Consider the following 14164-nt stretch of genomic DNA (forward strand, 5'->3'; position numbering starts at 1 on the left):
GAAGTCCCCACAGACTCTTGCGGTTGCCGCGTTTCCCGTTCCGCTTTCACCACGATCATGGCAGGGAGAATCATCCATGACGGAAAAGCTTTGGCAGGGCCGCTTCGAGCAACCCACCAACAAGCAGGTCGAAGAATACACGGCATCCATTCACTTTGACAGCAGACTGTATCGCTACGATATCGAAGGAAGCATCGCCCACTGCCGAATGCTTGGAGAATGCAACATTATCTCCCATGAAGACGCCTCTCTCATCGTGGAGACCCTGGGACAAATTCTGAGAGAGATCGAGCGGGGCCAGGTGGACCTTTCCTCTTCTCAGGAAGATATCCACATGGCCATCGAACAGCGATTGATCCAGAAGATCGGTGAAGTCGGGGGGAAGCTCCACACGGCAAGAAGCAGAAATGACCAGATCTGCCTCGACATGCGCATGTACCTGCGAGACGTGATCCTCCAATGCCGCGCCCTGGTTTTGGAAGTACAGAAGGCCCTCGTGCACGTGGCGGAACAGAACATGGGCGTCATCATGCCTGGATTCACGCACCTGCAGCATGCTCAGCCCGTTCTCCTTTCGCACCACATGATGGCTTACTACGAGATGTTTCTGCGCGATGACGAACGGCTTCAAGGGTGCTACAAGCGGACCAACGTGCTTCCGCTGGGAAGTGCCGCCCTGGCCGGCACGACGTTTCCCATAGACATGGAATACACGGCCAGGTATCTCAAGTTTGACGGAGTCGTCTCCAACAGCATGGATGCCGTCAGTGACCGGGATTACCTCATCGAATTCAATGCCACGGCAGCGATCCTCATGATGCATGTCAGCCGGATGGCTGAAGAACTGATCCTGTGGTCTACGAAAGAATTTGCCTTCATCGAAATCAGTGATGCCTTTTGCACAGGCTCCAGCATCATGCCGCAGAAGAAAAACCCCGATGTACCGGAGCTGATGCGCGGGAAGACCGCTCGAGTCTATGGGAACCTGATGGCCCTGCTGACTCTCACCAAGGCATTGCCTCTCGCCTACAATCGTGATCTTCAGGAAGATAAAGAGCCCGTTTTCGATACGGTGGACACCGTAATGAGCACTCTGCGGCTCCTGGCCAGATTGCTTCCCGAAATTCGATTCCACCGCGGACAGATGGAAGAAATGGCGAAGGAGGGGTTCACTCTGGCCACGGATCTTGCCGATTACCTGGTGCGCAAGGGCATCCCCTTTCGGAAGGCACACCATATCGTGGGGCAGATCGTTCATCATTGCATCGGAGAGGGAAAAGAACTGGACCAGATCCATCTCGAAGTTCTGAAAAGTTTCCACAAAGCCTTTGATGCAGATGTCTTTCCATTCATCCAGATGAATGCGGTGGTGGATCGAAGGACTTCCCTCGGGGGAACAGCGTCATCCAGGGTCAAGGAAGCCATGGCCAAAGCCCGTGCCGATATGGAAAGAAGAGAAGCGTATTTAAAATCCTGAAGAGAAGCGTGGATGAGAGCCCTATGAACAGACGGATTCGCTGTATCGCCCGATCCCCTTATTTCGCCGGTCTTTTTCCACTCCTGATCCTCGGCCTTCTCTTGACCGGCTGCGGGAAGAAGACTTCTCCCAAACCCATGACTCAGGAACTGCCGCCGCAGGTACCGGATTTCCATCTTCAGGTACGCCCCAGAGGTGTTGAGCTCAGTTGGTCTCTGCCCGATCGCATGAAACCCGACCCCAAAAAGCCGCCGCTCCATTTCACCGTCATGAGATCTGACATCAGCTGGGAGGATCGAAATTGCATGAATTGCCCTCCGGTCAATCAGAGAGAGATTCAGCGCATCGACCCGTCGGCTCCACCAGCCGGAGCGATCGACGGGCAGAAAGTGGTATGGACGGACACGGCCGTGTCGATACAGCATGCCTACCGTTACCAGGTGCTCATCCAGGATGAGAAGGGGCGATCTCTTTCCTCTTCGTCTATCCTTACAGCACGGGTCATCCCTGCGCCGGCCCCTCTCAAGAGACTGGGAGCAGCCAAGGATCCTCAGGGTATCCTGCTGGAGTGGAAGGCTTCCGCCAAAGATCAGAGGGGCAGGAATCTCCCGGGAGAGCTTCAGTTCATCATTGAACGTCAGTCATCCAAGGGAGGCTGGGATGAGATTTCCGTGCTCCCGGTAAAATCAAAGAATTTCCTGGATGCATCCGTGGTCTCCAACCAGAGCTACAACTACCGCGTCACGCCATTCCTGGTGTTCGAGCAGACGCGGGTATTGGGCGATTCGGCCGTCATCGAGCACGCCATGGCCCCCGGGGCACTGCCGCCGCCTCCCCCCGGCACGGTATGGGTCATCCCGGGAAAGGGAGTGCTCGAAGTCCAATGGACTCCCAGCGACGGGGAAGTGGGCGGGTATCACGTCTATCGCAAAGAGGGGAAGGAAATCATTCGCCTGACCGCATCCCCTGTTCAAAATCCTCCTTATGTGGATCGTTCCGCCAAGCCCAACGCCGTCTATTTTTATGCCGTGTCGTCTGTAAGTGCTCCTCCAGAGCAACAGGAAGGTCTCCTGTCCAAATGGGCTGAAATCAGGAATCTTATCTTTCAGCAATGAGTCAGTGGAAGGGGAATCGTGCATCGGGGAACGGGGAAGCCCGTTCCCTTTTTCCTGTTTTTGTATCCCCCGATCTCGTACACAGCCACACCAGAATGAGGTAGACCGTCATGCACCATTTTCAGTATAAGAACGAAGAACTATACTGCGAAGACCTCCCCCTCCGTAAGCTTGCCGAAGAAGTCGGGACCCCCTGTTATGTGTACAGCCATTCCACCCTGCACCATCATTTCAGCGTCTTTGACCAGTCCTTTGCAAGCATCCCCCATCTGACGTGCTATTCGGTCAAGGCCAATTCCAACCTGGCCCTTCTGAAGCTGTTCGCCTCCCTGGGCGGCGGCGTGGATATTGTCTCCGGCGGAGAGCTCTTCCGGGCAAGAAAAGCCGGCATTCCACCGGAGCGGATTGTCTATTCGGGAGTCGGCAAGACTGTGGACGAAATCGATTTTGCCCTCAAAGAGGGCATCTTGATGTTCAACATTGAATCCACCGAAGAGCTGAAGGCCATCAACTCCCGGGCGGGGGTTTTAGGGTGCAGGGCAAGAGTCGCCCTGCGGGTCAACCCGGACGTGGACCCTAAAACCCACCCTTATATTTCCACCGGCATGAAGAAGAGCAAGTTCGGGATCGCCGCGGACAGCGCCCTCCAGGCCTATGACGAGGCCAGGAGCCTCGACCACATCGAAATTATGGGGGTGGATTGTCATATCGGCAGTCAGTTGACGGAGATCTCTCCTTTTGTGGACGCATTGAGACGACTGCGCGCCCTCATCGACCAACTCAATGCCATGGGCATCTCCATTCGCTACCTGGATCTGGGGGGAGGACTCGGCATTCCCTACGACCAGGAAGCCCCGCCGCATCCAAGGGATTATGCACAGGCGATTTTGCAGGAACTGCAGGGACTTTCTTGCACCTTGATTTTCGAACCGGGTCGCGTTATCGTGGGCAATGCTGGAGTCCTCGTCACCCGGGTGCTGTATACCAAAAAGACTGAGATGAAAAACTTCGTCATTGTGGATGCGGGAATGAACGATTTGATCCGCCCCAGTCTTTATGGCTCCTACCATCAGATTCAGCCGATTCAAAAGCGAACTGCCGAAACCCAGGTGGTGGATGTCGTGGGGCCCATCTGCGAATCGGGTGATTTTCTCGCACACGATCGAGCCCTCCCTGTGGTCGGTGGGGGGGATCTTCTGGCAGTCATGAGCGCCGGGGCCTATGGATTCACCATGTCTTCCAACTACAATTCCCGGCCGCGGGCGGTTGAAGTCCTGGTGAAGGGAGACCGCTACCACATCATTCGCAAACGTGAAAGTTGGGAGGATATGGTGCGCCTGGAGGCAATTCCGGATATTTTTTGATGAGCATGAAGGGCTGTTCTGACGGTCGAGAGGCATCGACAGGGTTCAGGATGGCTCAGTGAATCAGTTTCAAAGCGGTTGAATGGAGTCACCGTGAGCATGGAAATGCAATCTGAAGGGCGAATTCATTTTACAAAGATGACCGGCAGCGGGAACGATTTCATCATCATCGACAACCGTGGCGGGGCGATCGATGCCGACAACTGCCGGGATCTCGTGAGCCGCGCATGCCGGAGAAAGCTTTCCGTGGGGGCCGACGGCCTCATTTTGATCGAAAATGATCCCGAGGTCGATTTCAAATGGCGCTTTTTCAATGCCGACGGCGGTGAAGCGGAAATGTGCGGGAATGGAGCACGCTGCGCGGCGCGATTCGCTCACCTGCAAGGGATCGTGTCAAAGCCCTTCATGGCCTTCCGCACCCTGGCCGGCATCATAGAAGCAGAGATCCGGGAGGAAAAGGTCAAAATCCGCGTCACAGAACCTCACAGCCAGGAACTGGATCTCTGCCTGGATGCGGAGGGCCAGACCCATTGTCTTCATTTTATCAATACGGGTGTCCCCCATGTCGTGATTTTCCAGGACAAGGCTGCGGGGTTGGAATCCGCCGACGTATTTCACCTGGGACGCACTTTCAGGCATCATCCCCGCTTCCAACCTGCGGGATCCAATGTAAACTTCGCTTTTGTGCAGGATCCTCATCATGTGTCTGTGCGCACCTATGAGCGCGGGGTAGAGGATGAGACACTCGCTTGCGGCACCGGTTCCATCGCCACCGCCCTCTTGGCCTCGGCCAAAGGTCTTGCCTCTTCCCCGGTGCATGTCGCAACTCGGAGCGGCGAAACCCTCACTATCCATTTCGAAGCATTCTCAAACCAGGGCGCAATGCAGTTCCGGAAAATCTACCTGGAAGGTGATGCCAAGGTGGTTTATGTGGCGGAACTTTGGGATGAAACTCTAAGGCAGTAGGGAGAAAATCATGTTTCAAGGCGCTATGGTGGCGATCGTGACGCCATTCAAAAACGGTCAGGTCGATGAGAAGGCCCTCCGGGAATTGATCGAATTCCAGATTGCCAACGGCACGCACGGCATCGTGCCCTGTGGAACCACCGGAGAATCGGCAACCCTGTCTTTCAAGGAGCACGAACGGGTCGTTGAAATCACCGTGGAGCAGGTGGGAAAGCGGGTGCCCGTGGTGGCGGGAACAGGCTCCAACAACACGGAAGAAGCCATCCGTTTGACCAGGCATGCCCGGGACGCAGGTGCGGATGGGGCCCTCATGATCTGCCCCTACTACAACAAGCCCACACAGGAAGGTCTCTTCAAACATTTTGAAAAAGTGGCGACCTCGGTGGACATCCCCATTGTGCTCTACAACATCCCCGGCAGGACCGCCGTCAACATGGCGCCGGAAACCATCGCACGCCTTGCCAAAATCGACAACATCGTGGCTGTCAAGGAAGCGGCGGGAACCATGAAGCAAATCACGGACATCATCGCACTCTGCGGCGAGGACTTCGCCGTTTTGTCGGGAGAGGACTATCTCACCTTCCCGCTTCTCTGTGTCGGCGGGAAAGGCGTCATTTCCGTGGTCTCGAATATCGCTCCGCGGGACATGGCAGACCTGTGCAACCTCTATTTTGAAGGGAAGCTCACCGAGGCACGTCGACTCTACTATCGCCTCCTGCCCCTGTGCCATGGACTTTTCTGCGAAACAAACCCCTCCCCCGTCAAGGCGGCGCTTGCCATGATGAAAAAGATCGAAAGCGAGGAGGTGCGCCTGCCCCTGGTCTCCTTGATGGAAGCCAGTCGTGCGGGCTTGAAGCGCATTCTGGAAGCCTACGGACTCATCTGAGAGATCCGATGGTGAGCACGCGTCGGTCACGGTCAGGCTTGACCGCTTCGGCTCCGCCGACGGAGAGAAACTGCTCCGACACCGCCCTGTCCACAGGACATCGCACTGATTTTACGGGGAGGACATCATGGTCCGCGCAGTTGTGGCCGGCATAGCCGGTAGAATGGGTTCACGTATCGCCCAGCTCATCCGCGAAACGGAGGGCATCGAGCTCGCGGGGGGATTCGAGCACCCGCAGCACCCCCAGGTGGGGAAAGAAGTTTCGCAAATCCTCGGGGGCAATCCCACCGGCCTGACGGTGTCAGGCACCATGGACGATGTGCTGGGGGCTGCCGATGTCGTCATCGACTTCACCAGCGCCGCCGTCTCCTTGAGCCACCTTCGCGCTGCTTCCCAGGCAGGAAAAGCCATGGTGATCGGTTCGACGGGCTTTACGGCCGAGCAACTGGCTGAAGCCCGTCAGCTGGCTGCCAAGACGGCCTGCGTACTCACACCCAACATGAGCATGGGCGTGAACATCTTGTTCAAACTGGTCGCCGATGCCGCCCGCCTTCTGGGAGACAGTTTCGACGTCGAGATCATCGAGGCCCACCATCGGCTCAAAAAAGATGCCCCCAGCGGCACAGCCTTGAAGCTTGCTCAGGTTGTCGCTGAATCCCTGCAAAGAAACCTGGAGGAGGTGGGCGTCTATGCCCGACATGGACTCATCGGGGAAAGAACCCCCAAGGAAATTGGGATCCAGACGGTGCGGGGTGGAGATATCGTGGGAGAGCACACCGTTCTGTTCGCAGGGATGGGTGAGCGCATCGAGCTCTCGCACCGGGCTCACAGCCGGGACAATTTTGCCCGGGGAGCCATTCATGCAGCCCAATGGGTGGTGAAGCAGCCCGCCGGGCTCTACGATATGCAGCAGGTCCTTGGGATTCAATGAGCGAGGACGCCGCTGATCTTTAACCCGTTCAATGCAGTCGAGTAGGTTTGCAAAGTTCGAACTCTATGGGAGAGGTACTGATGGCATTTGAGAAGGCAGAACGACTGAAACAACTTCCTCCTTATCTTTTTAAGGAAATCGACCGGTTAAAAGCAGAGGTCATCGCCAGGGGCGTGGATGTGATCAACCTGGGAGTAGGCGATCCGGATCTTCCCACCCCGAAGCATATCATCGAAAAGCTCGAGGATGCCGCTCAGGATCCCTCGAACCATCAATACCCCTCCTACTCCGGCATGAACGATTTCAGGGTCAGTGTTGCAGGCTGGTATCAGCGGCGTTTCGGCGTAGAGCTCGATCCGCTGAGCGAAGTCATCACACTCATCGGTTCCAAGGAAGGCATTGCACACCTTCCCCTGGCTTTCATCAATCCGGGAGATCTGGCCCTGGTTCCAACGCCGGCATACCCTGTCTACCATGTCGGAACCATGTTCGCCGGAGGGGAATCTTATTTCATGCCGCTGGTGCGGGAAAACCGGTTCCTTCCCGACCTGGACGCCATCCCTCCCGACATAGCGCGCAGAGCGAAGCTCATGTTCATCAATTACCCCAATAACCCGACCGGAGCCACCGCGGAACGGGACTTCTACGAGAAGGTGATCGAGTTTGCCAGGCAGTACGACGTCATGATCTGCCACGACGCCGCCTACACGGAAATGGGGTTCGGAGGCTATACGCCCATGAGCTTTCTCGAGGTTCCCGGGGCTAAAAAGGTAGGGATCGAATTCCACTCCCTTTCCAAAACCTACAACATGACGGGGTGGCGTCTCGGGTTTGCCGTCGGCAACGCGGAAATTTTAGACGGTCTTGGCCAGGTCAAGAGCAACATCGATTCCGGAGCATTCAACGCGGTTCAGTATGCAGGAATCGCTGCCCTGGAAGGGGATCAAAGCTGCGTGCACGAGATGCAGAGCATCTACCAGGAACGGTTGAATGTTCTCATTGCAGGCATCCAAAAGGCGGGGCTCCAGCCGGAAATCCCCAAGGCGACCTTTTATGTATGGTGTCCCACCCCCCCGGGTTATTCCTCCAAAGACTTTTCAGCCCTTCTCCTCGGAAAAGCCGGTATCGTCACCACACCCGGGAGCGGATTCGGTGAACCGGGTGAGGGCTATTTTCGTATAGCACTGACTGTATCCAAGGAGCGCATCCAGGAGGCGGTCGAAAGGATTCAAAAGCTGTCTTTTTAGGAATCCTCAGTGGCTGTCTTGAAAGTGCGGGAGATTGAGTCATCGCTACAGAACGGGTTTTGATGGGTTTTGGAAGCAATCAGGGGGAATCCGTGCGCATTTGCATGGAGGCCATCGAATGCTTTCGAAACCATCCCCACATCAGCGTCTTGAAGGTATCTGCCCTTTACCGTACAAATCCTGTCGGCTTGATCGACCAGGGATGGTTTGTTAATGGGGCGTTTCTCTGTGAAACCCGGCTGAGCCCTCTCGAACTGCTTGATTTTTGTCTCCAGGTAGAGAGTCGGTTCGGCCGTGTCCGCCAGGTCCGCTGGGGTCCGCGGACCCTTGACCTGGATATTCTCTTCTTCGGTCAGCAGGTGATCGATCTCCCTCAACTCCAGGTTCCTCACCCCAGGCTTCATGAACGGCGTTTTGTCCTGGTGCCTCTCTCAGAAATTGCCCCTTTTTGGAAGCACCCTCAACGACAAATGAGCATTACTCAGATGCTGTCGGACCTTTCCCCCCGGGAAGAGGATCAAGAAGTCATTCGGATGGATACACAATGATTCGTCTTTTGATTTATGGCTTATTCCTATACGTGATCTATCGGCTCATCAAATCCAAGGGAATTTCTTTTTCAAAACAGATGGGCATGGACAGGAGACCGTCCTCGTCGGCAGACGAAACCGAATTGATTCAGGACCCCCAATGCGGAGCCTACTTCCTGAAGCAAAGCGGTGTCGCCGGGGAGAGCAAAGGGCAGATGCTGTATTTTTGCAGCCGGGAGTGTAAAGACAAGTACATGAAATCCCATGAATCATAGTTGATATGGATGCCTTGGTGGAAGCCAGCCCCGCAGCTCCCTGTCTTTGATTGTTTATCTTGTGAGCTGATTGTGTCATATTCCTCCAAGCTACCGACACGGGAGAATGATCGGCATGAAATTTTTCATCGATACCGCAAATCTTGACGAAATCAAAGAAGCGCATAGTTTGGGGATTCTTGACGGCGTAACGACGAACCCATCCCTCATTGCCAAGGAAGGGATTTCCAATCGTGAAGCCTTTGAAAAACATATCAAAACCATCTGTGAGATGATCCAGGCTCCGGTGAATGCTGAAGCCGTGAGCCTGACCGCCCCGGAAATGTTTGCCGAGGGCAGGAGCCTCTCGCAGATTGACCCTCACGTGGTGGTGAAGATTCCTATGACCACCGAGGGTCTGAAAGCCGTGAAGCAACTCACGGAGCACGGCATCAAGACAAACGTTACCCTTGTTTTTTCACCATTACAGGCACTCATGGCGGCCAAAGCCGGAGCATCCTACATCAGCCCCTTTGTGGGGCGACTGGATGACATCGCCCACGACGGAATGGCCCTCGTGGAACAAATCATCGATATTTTCTCCAATTATCTGTTTGAAACCGAAATCATCGTGGCCAGTGTCCGAAATCCCATCCATGTGCTTCAGGCAGCCAAATTCGGCGCGGACATTGCTACCATCCCTTTCAAGGTGATTGAGCAACTGGCCAGGCATCCACTGACGGATATCGGTTTGACCAATTTTTTAAAGGATTGGCAAAAGGTTGAAAAGTGAAAGTGCTGATGGCCTTTCAGGCGGCCGCCCATACAAGGAGGACATACTGTGAGACTCTTGGCGTGCGCACCCGGTAGGTTTCTGTTGGCGATCCTCGTGTTCTCTGGTACTTTTCTTTTACACCCTGCGACATCTCGTGCGGAGATTTACAAGTATGAAGACAGGGACGGCGTCATTCACTTCACCAATGTGCCCACGCAACCCGACTTCAAAACCCTGCCTTCATTTCCCTTGAGCGCCTATCCTCCCAGGGGGCGGCAGGCCAAGTACACAAAAATTCCTCCGACACGAGGACTCTCTGCGGGTTGTGACATTACCAAGCAGTCCAGCTACGATCGGCACATCTTTCTCGCCTGCAGGCGATACGACGTCAACCAGAACCTGGTCAAAGCGGTGATTCGGGCCGAATCGGCCTTCGATCCCTTTGCCATTTCCCCCAAAGGCGCCATGGGATTGATGCAGCTCATGCCCGGGACCGCACGGGATCTCGGAGTCAACGACCCCATGGACCCCTACCAGAACATCGACGGGGGGGTCAGGTACCTGAGGTTCTTGCTCGACCGTTTCAATGACGATATGATTTTTGCTTTGGCGGCCTACAATGCCGGCCCTGAAAATGTTCAAAAGCACGGTGGCGTGCCCCCCTATGACGAGACGAGAACCTATGTTCAGCGCGTCATGGACTATTACTCCCGGTACAGTCAATAGAGGGGATCCGGAACGGCCGGAGAAATTTCTTTTTCCCAAAGGTTGAAGGACCTGATGACTCGAAGTGACTTTTCACGACAAAGTCTTACAACTCTGCCCAACGTGCTGACGTATCTCAGGATGGCGGCCATCCCCGTCATCATCGTTCTGCTCGTTTCACCGGCGCCGGTGAAATCCCTCAACATCGCCTTTGTGCTTTTCGTTGTAGCCTCCATCACCGACTATTTTGACGGTATTTTGGCAAGGCGTCATAATCTTGTCACTTCCTTCGGCAAGCTCATCGACCCTCTGGCGGACAAGCTCTTGACCTCCGCCGTGCTCATTATGCTGATTCCACTGGAGAAAGTTCAACCCTGGCTTGTCTTTCTCATCATCGGTCGTGAAATCACCATCACAGGCTTGCGGTCAGTAGCGGCCAGCCACGGGCTCATTTTGAATGCCAGTCGCATGGGTAAGAACAAAATGATTTCCCAAACGGTCGCCCTGAGCCTCCTTCTCCTCTCTATTCCCTCCATGCAGGGATTCCTGGATGGTCTGGGTCTTTTTGTACTCTGGGTCTCGGTCGTTCTGAGCTACTGGTCCGGGATGGACTATTTCATGAGCTTTTACCAGGAGGCCAAACGACAGGAGCATCAGGGGAATTGAAGGGAAGAGCACGAGGGAGACGGATCAATATACCGATTCATGGTCGATCCGTCTGTCGGACTTTGCAGCAGACAAGCTGGGAAGTCGAGACTCCCAGACAGCACGCCCCATTTTGACGAACGTTCAGGACTTTATTGTTACCCTCAGCAGGGGACTTGTAGAAAGGTGCGGCTGATGCCCGGGTTCCTTCAGGAATCTTGAGCATCAGTGCCATTTGGAAAGAGGGGAAAATCGATTTCGCCGTTTTCTCCGTTCTCTTTGATCACCAGAATCTCTTCCTTGATGGACAGAAAGGCATCCACGACGGCCGGGTCGAAGTGAGTCCCCCGTGAATGCTCGATGATCGCAAAGGCTTTCTCCAGGGAGAAAGGCTGCTTGTAGGGCCGCATGGATGTCATGGCATCGAAAACATCTGCGATGGCCGTGATGCGACCTACCAGTGGGATTTGCCTGCTGTGCAGTCCGTTGGGATAGCCGTTTCCATCCCACCTTTCATGATGCGTCAGTGCGATGATTGCCGCCAGACTGATAAAGCCCCCGGAAGAACCCTCCAGTATCCTGGCGCCAATGAGGGTGTGCTGCTTCATGATTTCCCATTCTTCCTCTATCAGCTTACCGGGCTTCAGGAGTATTCGATCGGGAATCCCGATTTTTCCAACGTCGTGCATTGGCGCCGCATAAAGGATCCCTTCCACCGTTCTCTCGTTCAGCCCCATTCGCCGTCCCACTGCAGCAGCGTATTCACTCATGCGCTTGATGTGGCCGCCGGTGTTTTCATCCCGGTATTCAGCCGCTCGGCAAAGACGATAGATGGTATCCAGAGAGGCCTCTTTGAGCTTGCTGTGAGCCTCGTGGAGCTTTTTTGTCGCCCGCCTCAACTCCTGGGTGCGCCTGTTGACCTCGTCTTCGAGCTGCCGCTGGTGGTGGAGCATATGGTCATGATAGGCTTTGACCTTGACGAGAGAGCGAACCCTCGCCTTCAATTCCATCCAGTCAACAGGTTTTGTGAGAAAATCGTCCGCCCCCAGATCCAGCGCACGAACACGATGCTCCAGCTCCCCCTGCCCTGTCACCATGACGATGGGAGTGAATTTTGTCTCTTCCTGATTCCGCAGCCGTGTCAAAACCTCAAATCCGTCCATCCCCGGCATGTTGATGTCGAGCAGGACGACATCGTAGTGTCCCTCCCGAGCCATTTGAATCGCCTCGCTCCCTTCGCCGGCAATACTGACCCGGTACCCGAGGGGGACCAGGAAGTCGTGCATCAAAAACAAGTTTTGATACTCGTCGTCCACAACGAGGATTTGAGGTACTTTATTCATTGTCTCCTCACTCCCGGGAACTCCGGCCGAGAGAAATCCGACGGCTGCCAGGGAATCGACAAGGGTCTTCATTCCGGCAACCTGATCTGCTGCGGAGATTTGCCTGCCAGAACGCGTTGGACGCTCTCTGCCAGCGTGCGAAATATGATGGGCTTTTGGAGAATTTCTCGTATGCCGATAGCTCTGGCTTTCAATAGAGTTTTTTCATCGGCCAGGCCCGTACAAAGTACGATGGCTATACCGGGTCTGATGCGAAGGCATTGCGTCGCCATATCAAGACCTGTCATTTCCGGCATGGCCAGGTCCGCGATGATGAGATCAAACTCACCCGGTTGCTCGGTGAACATCTTCAAGGCCTGGACGCTGCTGTTCAGCCCCAAAACACGATACCCCAGGTGCGTCAGCATCTTTTTCCCAATATCCACCAGGGCTGGTTCATCATCCACCAGGAGAATGCGCTGCGAGCCGCTTGGGAGCGGAGTCGTCGCTGCCCTTTCCAACTCGGCAGCAGGTAAAATCCTGGGCAATACCACGTGAAAAGCGGCTTTCTGATCCAGCGTATTGTCCGCACGGATATCTCCGCCCAGACCCTTTGCGATCTCAACCGCTTCATCAAGTCCAACTCCCATCGAGCAGTAGTCTTCCACGTCGATACGCCCGGGATCAAAGCCTCCATCGAGCAGATCGAGATCGGCTCGATCCCCCGGATAGGTGAGCGTCATCTCCAGATAGAGCCCTTCAGGCAGGCCGGGGTAGAGGAAAGAGAATTTTTCATTGTAACGAACCTCGTCGAGGCCAATCTGCAGTGCCCCCCCCTTTTCACACATGGAGTCCGCGGCGTAAGAGCACAGAATCATGAGCAACTGGTGAATTTGAAAGGGGGAGGCCACCACGGTGTCCCATCCCGTGGGAGTTGCCTTGAGCTTTTCGTGGATGGGAATATGGGAGGGAATGGATGCCCTCAGGAACTTGAGGATTTCTTTGATGATGGGTATGAGCTGAATGGGCGATGAAGTCTCTTCACCCTTGCGACTGAAGGTCAAGATTTGTTTTACCAGATCCTTGGCTCGATAACCGGCTTTGAGAACCTCCTCGAGGTTCTGATGGAGGGAGGATCCCTCGGGCACATTCATGAGGGCCATTTGAGTATAGCCAAAAACAGCCGACAAAATATTATTGAAATCATGAGCTATTCCTGCCGTCATCGTTGCAATGGCCTGCATTTTGTTGACAGCTTGAAATTGTTTCCGAAGGCGCTTCTCCTCTGCCGCATCCCTGACGATTCCTTCAAAGCCCACGATCCTGCCGGATTCGTCTTTAACGGCTACCGCATTTTCTTCGATCCAGATTCTGTGGCCGCTGTTGTGAGTCCACAAAGTTTCAAAACTGAATACCTGCCCTTCCAGTTCCATCTGCTTCCACCAACCCTCATTAGAGGTTGAATCCGCGTTGAGACTGAAGCGGTTGACATTCAACAGGGCGCCACGGTTCTCGTAGCCGAGCAATTTGATCAGGGCATCATTCACGTCGCTGAAGCGGCCCTCACCATTCGCGCGATAAATCCCCAAGGGAGCACGCTGGAAGAGATCCGTGAATCGCCACTCGGTAGGCAAGGCAGAGTGCGGGGAATTGGAGGGAAAAGATTGATCAGCAACTTCTTTTTGCATTCGAAGTCCTTATGCCTGGCCCATTCGGTGCGGCGAGGACACGCTCTTCCCCCGATGAACGAAAGGTCCACGGCATTCTCATCAAGTCAGCAAACTTGCATCTGAGGCCATAACAGCCAGAAATATCCCTGCTATGCATGCCCCAAGATGCGCGAGCTTCCTCTTGCCTTCGGCAATCGAACGAAATTGCTTAAATCAAAATTGGTGCCGGGATGGAGGCGAAGATCACATGAAACCTCCAACACCCGCTAACAGGTAT

The 14164-nt window shown here is 54.7% G+C and carries 14 protein-coding genes; 12 read left to right on the forward strand and 2 right to left on the reverse strand.

Annotation, left to right across the window (positions count from 1 at the left end; genetic code table 11):
• Positions 1 to 76: 76 nt before the first annotated feature.
• The 12 genes from argH to pgsA all read left to right on the forward strand — a co-directional run bounded on the left by argH (position 77) and on the right by pgsA (position 10916).
• Positions 77 to 1477 (forward strand): argininosuccinate lyase, encoded by a 1401-nt coding sequence (gene argH / locus MWC30_RS02985; RefSeq protein WP_244082667.1) that lies wholly within the window; start codon positions 77 to 79, stop codon positions 1475 to 1477.
• A gap of 23 nt (positions 1478 to 1500) precedes the next feature.
• Complete coding sequence (locus tag MWC30_RS02990) at positions 1501 to 2592, forward strand: hypothetical protein (RefSeq protein ID WP_244082668.1); 1092 nt, start codon at positions 1501 to 1503, stop codon at positions 2590 to 2592.
• 110 nt (positions 2593 to 2702) lie between these two features.
• Entirely contained in the window at positions 2703 to 3956 is a 1254-nt protein-coding gene (gene lysA, locus MWC30_RS02995) for a diaminopimelate decarboxylase (protein WP_244082669.1), read from the forward strand.
• Between the two features lie 99 nt (positions 3957 to 4055).
• Positions 4056 to 4922, forward strand: coding sequence for a diaminopimelate epimerase (gene dapF / locus MWC30_RS03000; RefSeq protein WP_244082670.1), 867 nt, complete (start codon positions 4056 to 4058; stop codon positions 4920 to 4922).
• 10 nt (positions 4923 to 4932) lie between these two features.
• Complete coding sequence (dapA, locus tag MWC30_RS03005; protein ID WP_244082671.1) at positions 4933 to 5808, forward strand: 4-hydroxy-tetrahydrodipicolinate synthase; 876 nt, start codon at positions 4933 to 4935, stop codon at positions 5806 to 5808.
• A 127-nt stretch (positions 5809 to 5935) separates the two neighbouring features.
• A complete protein-coding gene (dapB, locus tag MWC30_RS03010; RefSeq protein ID WP_244082672.1) occupies positions 5936 to 6739 on the forward strand; it encodes a 4-hydroxy-tetrahydrodipicolinate reductase in 804 nt (267 codons plus the stop codon).
• Positions 6740 to 6819: 80 nt separating this feature from the next.
• The gene (locus tag MWC30_RS03015; RefSeq protein WP_244082673.1) at positions 6820 to 7986 is read left to right on the forward strand and encodes an LL-diaminopimelate aminotransferase; all 1167 of its coding nucleotides are present in this window, start codon (positions 6820 to 6822) and stop codon (positions 7984 to 7986) included.
• A gap of 62 nt (positions 7987 to 8048) precedes the next feature.
• Positions 8049 to 8534, forward strand: a complete 486-nt coding sequence (gene folK / locus MWC30_RS03020; protein ID WP_256461207.1) for a 2-amino-4-hydroxy-6-hydroxymethyldihydropteridine diphosphokinase — start codon at positions 8049 to 8051, stop codon at positions 8532 to 8534.
• Complete coding sequence (locus MWC30_RS03025; RefSeq protein WP_244082675.1) at positions 8531 to 8791, forward strand: hypothetical protein; 261 nt, start codon at positions 8531 to 8533, stop codon at positions 8789 to 8791. Before folK ends, MWC30_RS03025 begins: the two co-directional genes overlap by 4 nt.
• A gap of 115 nt (positions 8792 to 8906) precedes the next feature.
• Positions 8907 to 9563 (forward strand): fructose-6-phosphate aldolase, encoded by a 657-nt coding sequence (gene fsa, locus MWC30_RS03030; RefSeq protein ID WP_244082676.1) that lies wholly within the window; start codon positions 8907 to 8909, stop codon positions 9561 to 9563.
• 48 nt (positions 9564 to 9611) lie between these two features.
• Entirely contained in the window at positions 9612 to 10271 is a 660-nt protein-coding gene (locus tag MWC30_RS03035) for a lytic transglycosylase domain-containing protein (RefSeq protein WP_244082677.1), read from the forward strand.
• Between the two features lie 54 nt (positions 10272 to 10325).
• Positions 10326 to 10916: a CDP-diacylglycerol--glycerol-3-phosphate 3-phosphatidyltransferase gene (pgsA, locus tag MWC30_RS03040; RefSeq protein ID WP_244082678.1), complete on the forward strand. Its 591-nt coding sequence runs from the start codon at positions 10326 to 10328 to the stop codon at positions 10914 to 10916.
• A gap of 188 nt (positions 10917 to 11104) precedes the next feature.
• On the opposite strand, the gene MWC30_RS03045 is transcribed toward pgsA, so the two are convergent.
• Together MWC30_RS03045 and MWC30_RS03050 are read right to left on the reverse strand one after the other, a co-directional pair.
• Positions 11105 to 12310, reverse strand: coding sequence for an HD domain-containing phosphohydrolase (locus tag MWC30_RS03045; protein ID WP_244082679.1), 1206 nt, complete (start codon positions 12308 to 12310; stop codon positions 11105 to 11107).
• Positions 12307 to 13905: a response regulator gene (locus tag MWC30_RS03050; RefSeq protein ID WP_244082680.1), complete on the reverse strand. Its 1599-nt coding sequence runs from the start codon at positions 13903 to 13905 to the stop codon at positions 12307 to 12309. The genes MWC30_RS03045 and MWC30_RS03050 overlap by 4 nt, the downstream gene beginning before the upstream one ends.
• Positions 13906 to 14164: the final 259 nt, after the last annotated feature.

Source organism: Desulforhabdus sp. TSK, assembly GCF_022836495.1.
GTDB lineage: Bacteria > Desulfobacterota > Syntrophobacteria > Syntrophobacterales > Syntrophobacteraceae > Desulforhabdus.

Excerpts from the sequence above, each read along its gene's own strand:
- argH (WP_244082667.1), top strand. The coding sequence starts at position 77 with ATGACGGAAAAGCTTTGGCAGGGCCGCTTCGAGCAACCCACCAACAAG.
- MWC30_RS02990 (WP_244082668.1), top strand. The coding sequence starts at position 1,501 with ATGAACAGACGGATTCGCTGTATCGCCCGATCCCCTTATTTCGCCGGT.
- lysA (WP_244082669.1), top strand. The coding sequence starts at position 2,703 with ATGCACCATTTTCAGTATAAGAACGAAGAACTATACTGCGAAGACCTC.
- dapF (WP_244082670.1), top strand. The coding sequence starts at position 4,056 with ATGGAAATGCAATCTGAAGGGCGAATTCATTTTACAAAGATGACCGGC.
- dapA (WP_244082671.1), top strand. The coding sequence starts at position 4,933 with ATGTTTCAAGGCGCTATGGTGGCGATCGTGACGCCATTCAAAAACGGT.
- dapB (WP_244082672.1), top strand. The coding sequence starts at position 5,936 with ATGGTCCGCGCAGTTGTGGCCGGCATAGCCGGTAGAATGGGTTCACGT.
- MWC30_RS03015 (WP_244082673.1), top strand. The coding sequence starts at position 6,820 with ATGGCATTTGAGAAGGCAGAACGACTGAAACAACTTCCTCCTTATCTT.
- folK (WP_256461207.1), top strand. The coding sequence starts at position 8,049 with ATGGGTTTTGGAAGCAATCAGGGGGAATCCGTGCGCATTTGCATGGAG.
- MWC30_RS03025 (WP_244082675.1), top strand. The coding sequence starts at position 8,531 with ATGATTCGTCTTTTGATTTATGGCTTATTCCTATACGTGATCTATCGG.
- fsa (WP_244082676.1), top strand. The coding sequence starts at position 8,907 with ATGAAATTTTTCATCGATACCGCAAATCTTGACGAAATCAAAGAAGCG.
- pgsA (WP_244082678.1), top strand. The coding sequence starts at position 10,326 with ATGACTCGAAGTGACTTTTCACGACAAAGTCTTACAACTCTGCCCAAC.
- MWC30_RS03045 (WP_244082679.1), bottom strand. The coding sequence starts at position 12,310 with ATGAAGACCCTTGTCGATTCCCTGGCAGCCGTCGGATTTCTCTCGGCC.
- MWC30_RS03050 (WP_244082680.1), bottom strand. The coding sequence starts at position 13,905 with ATGCAAAAAGAAGTTGCTGATCAATCTTTTCCCTCCAATTCCCCGCAC.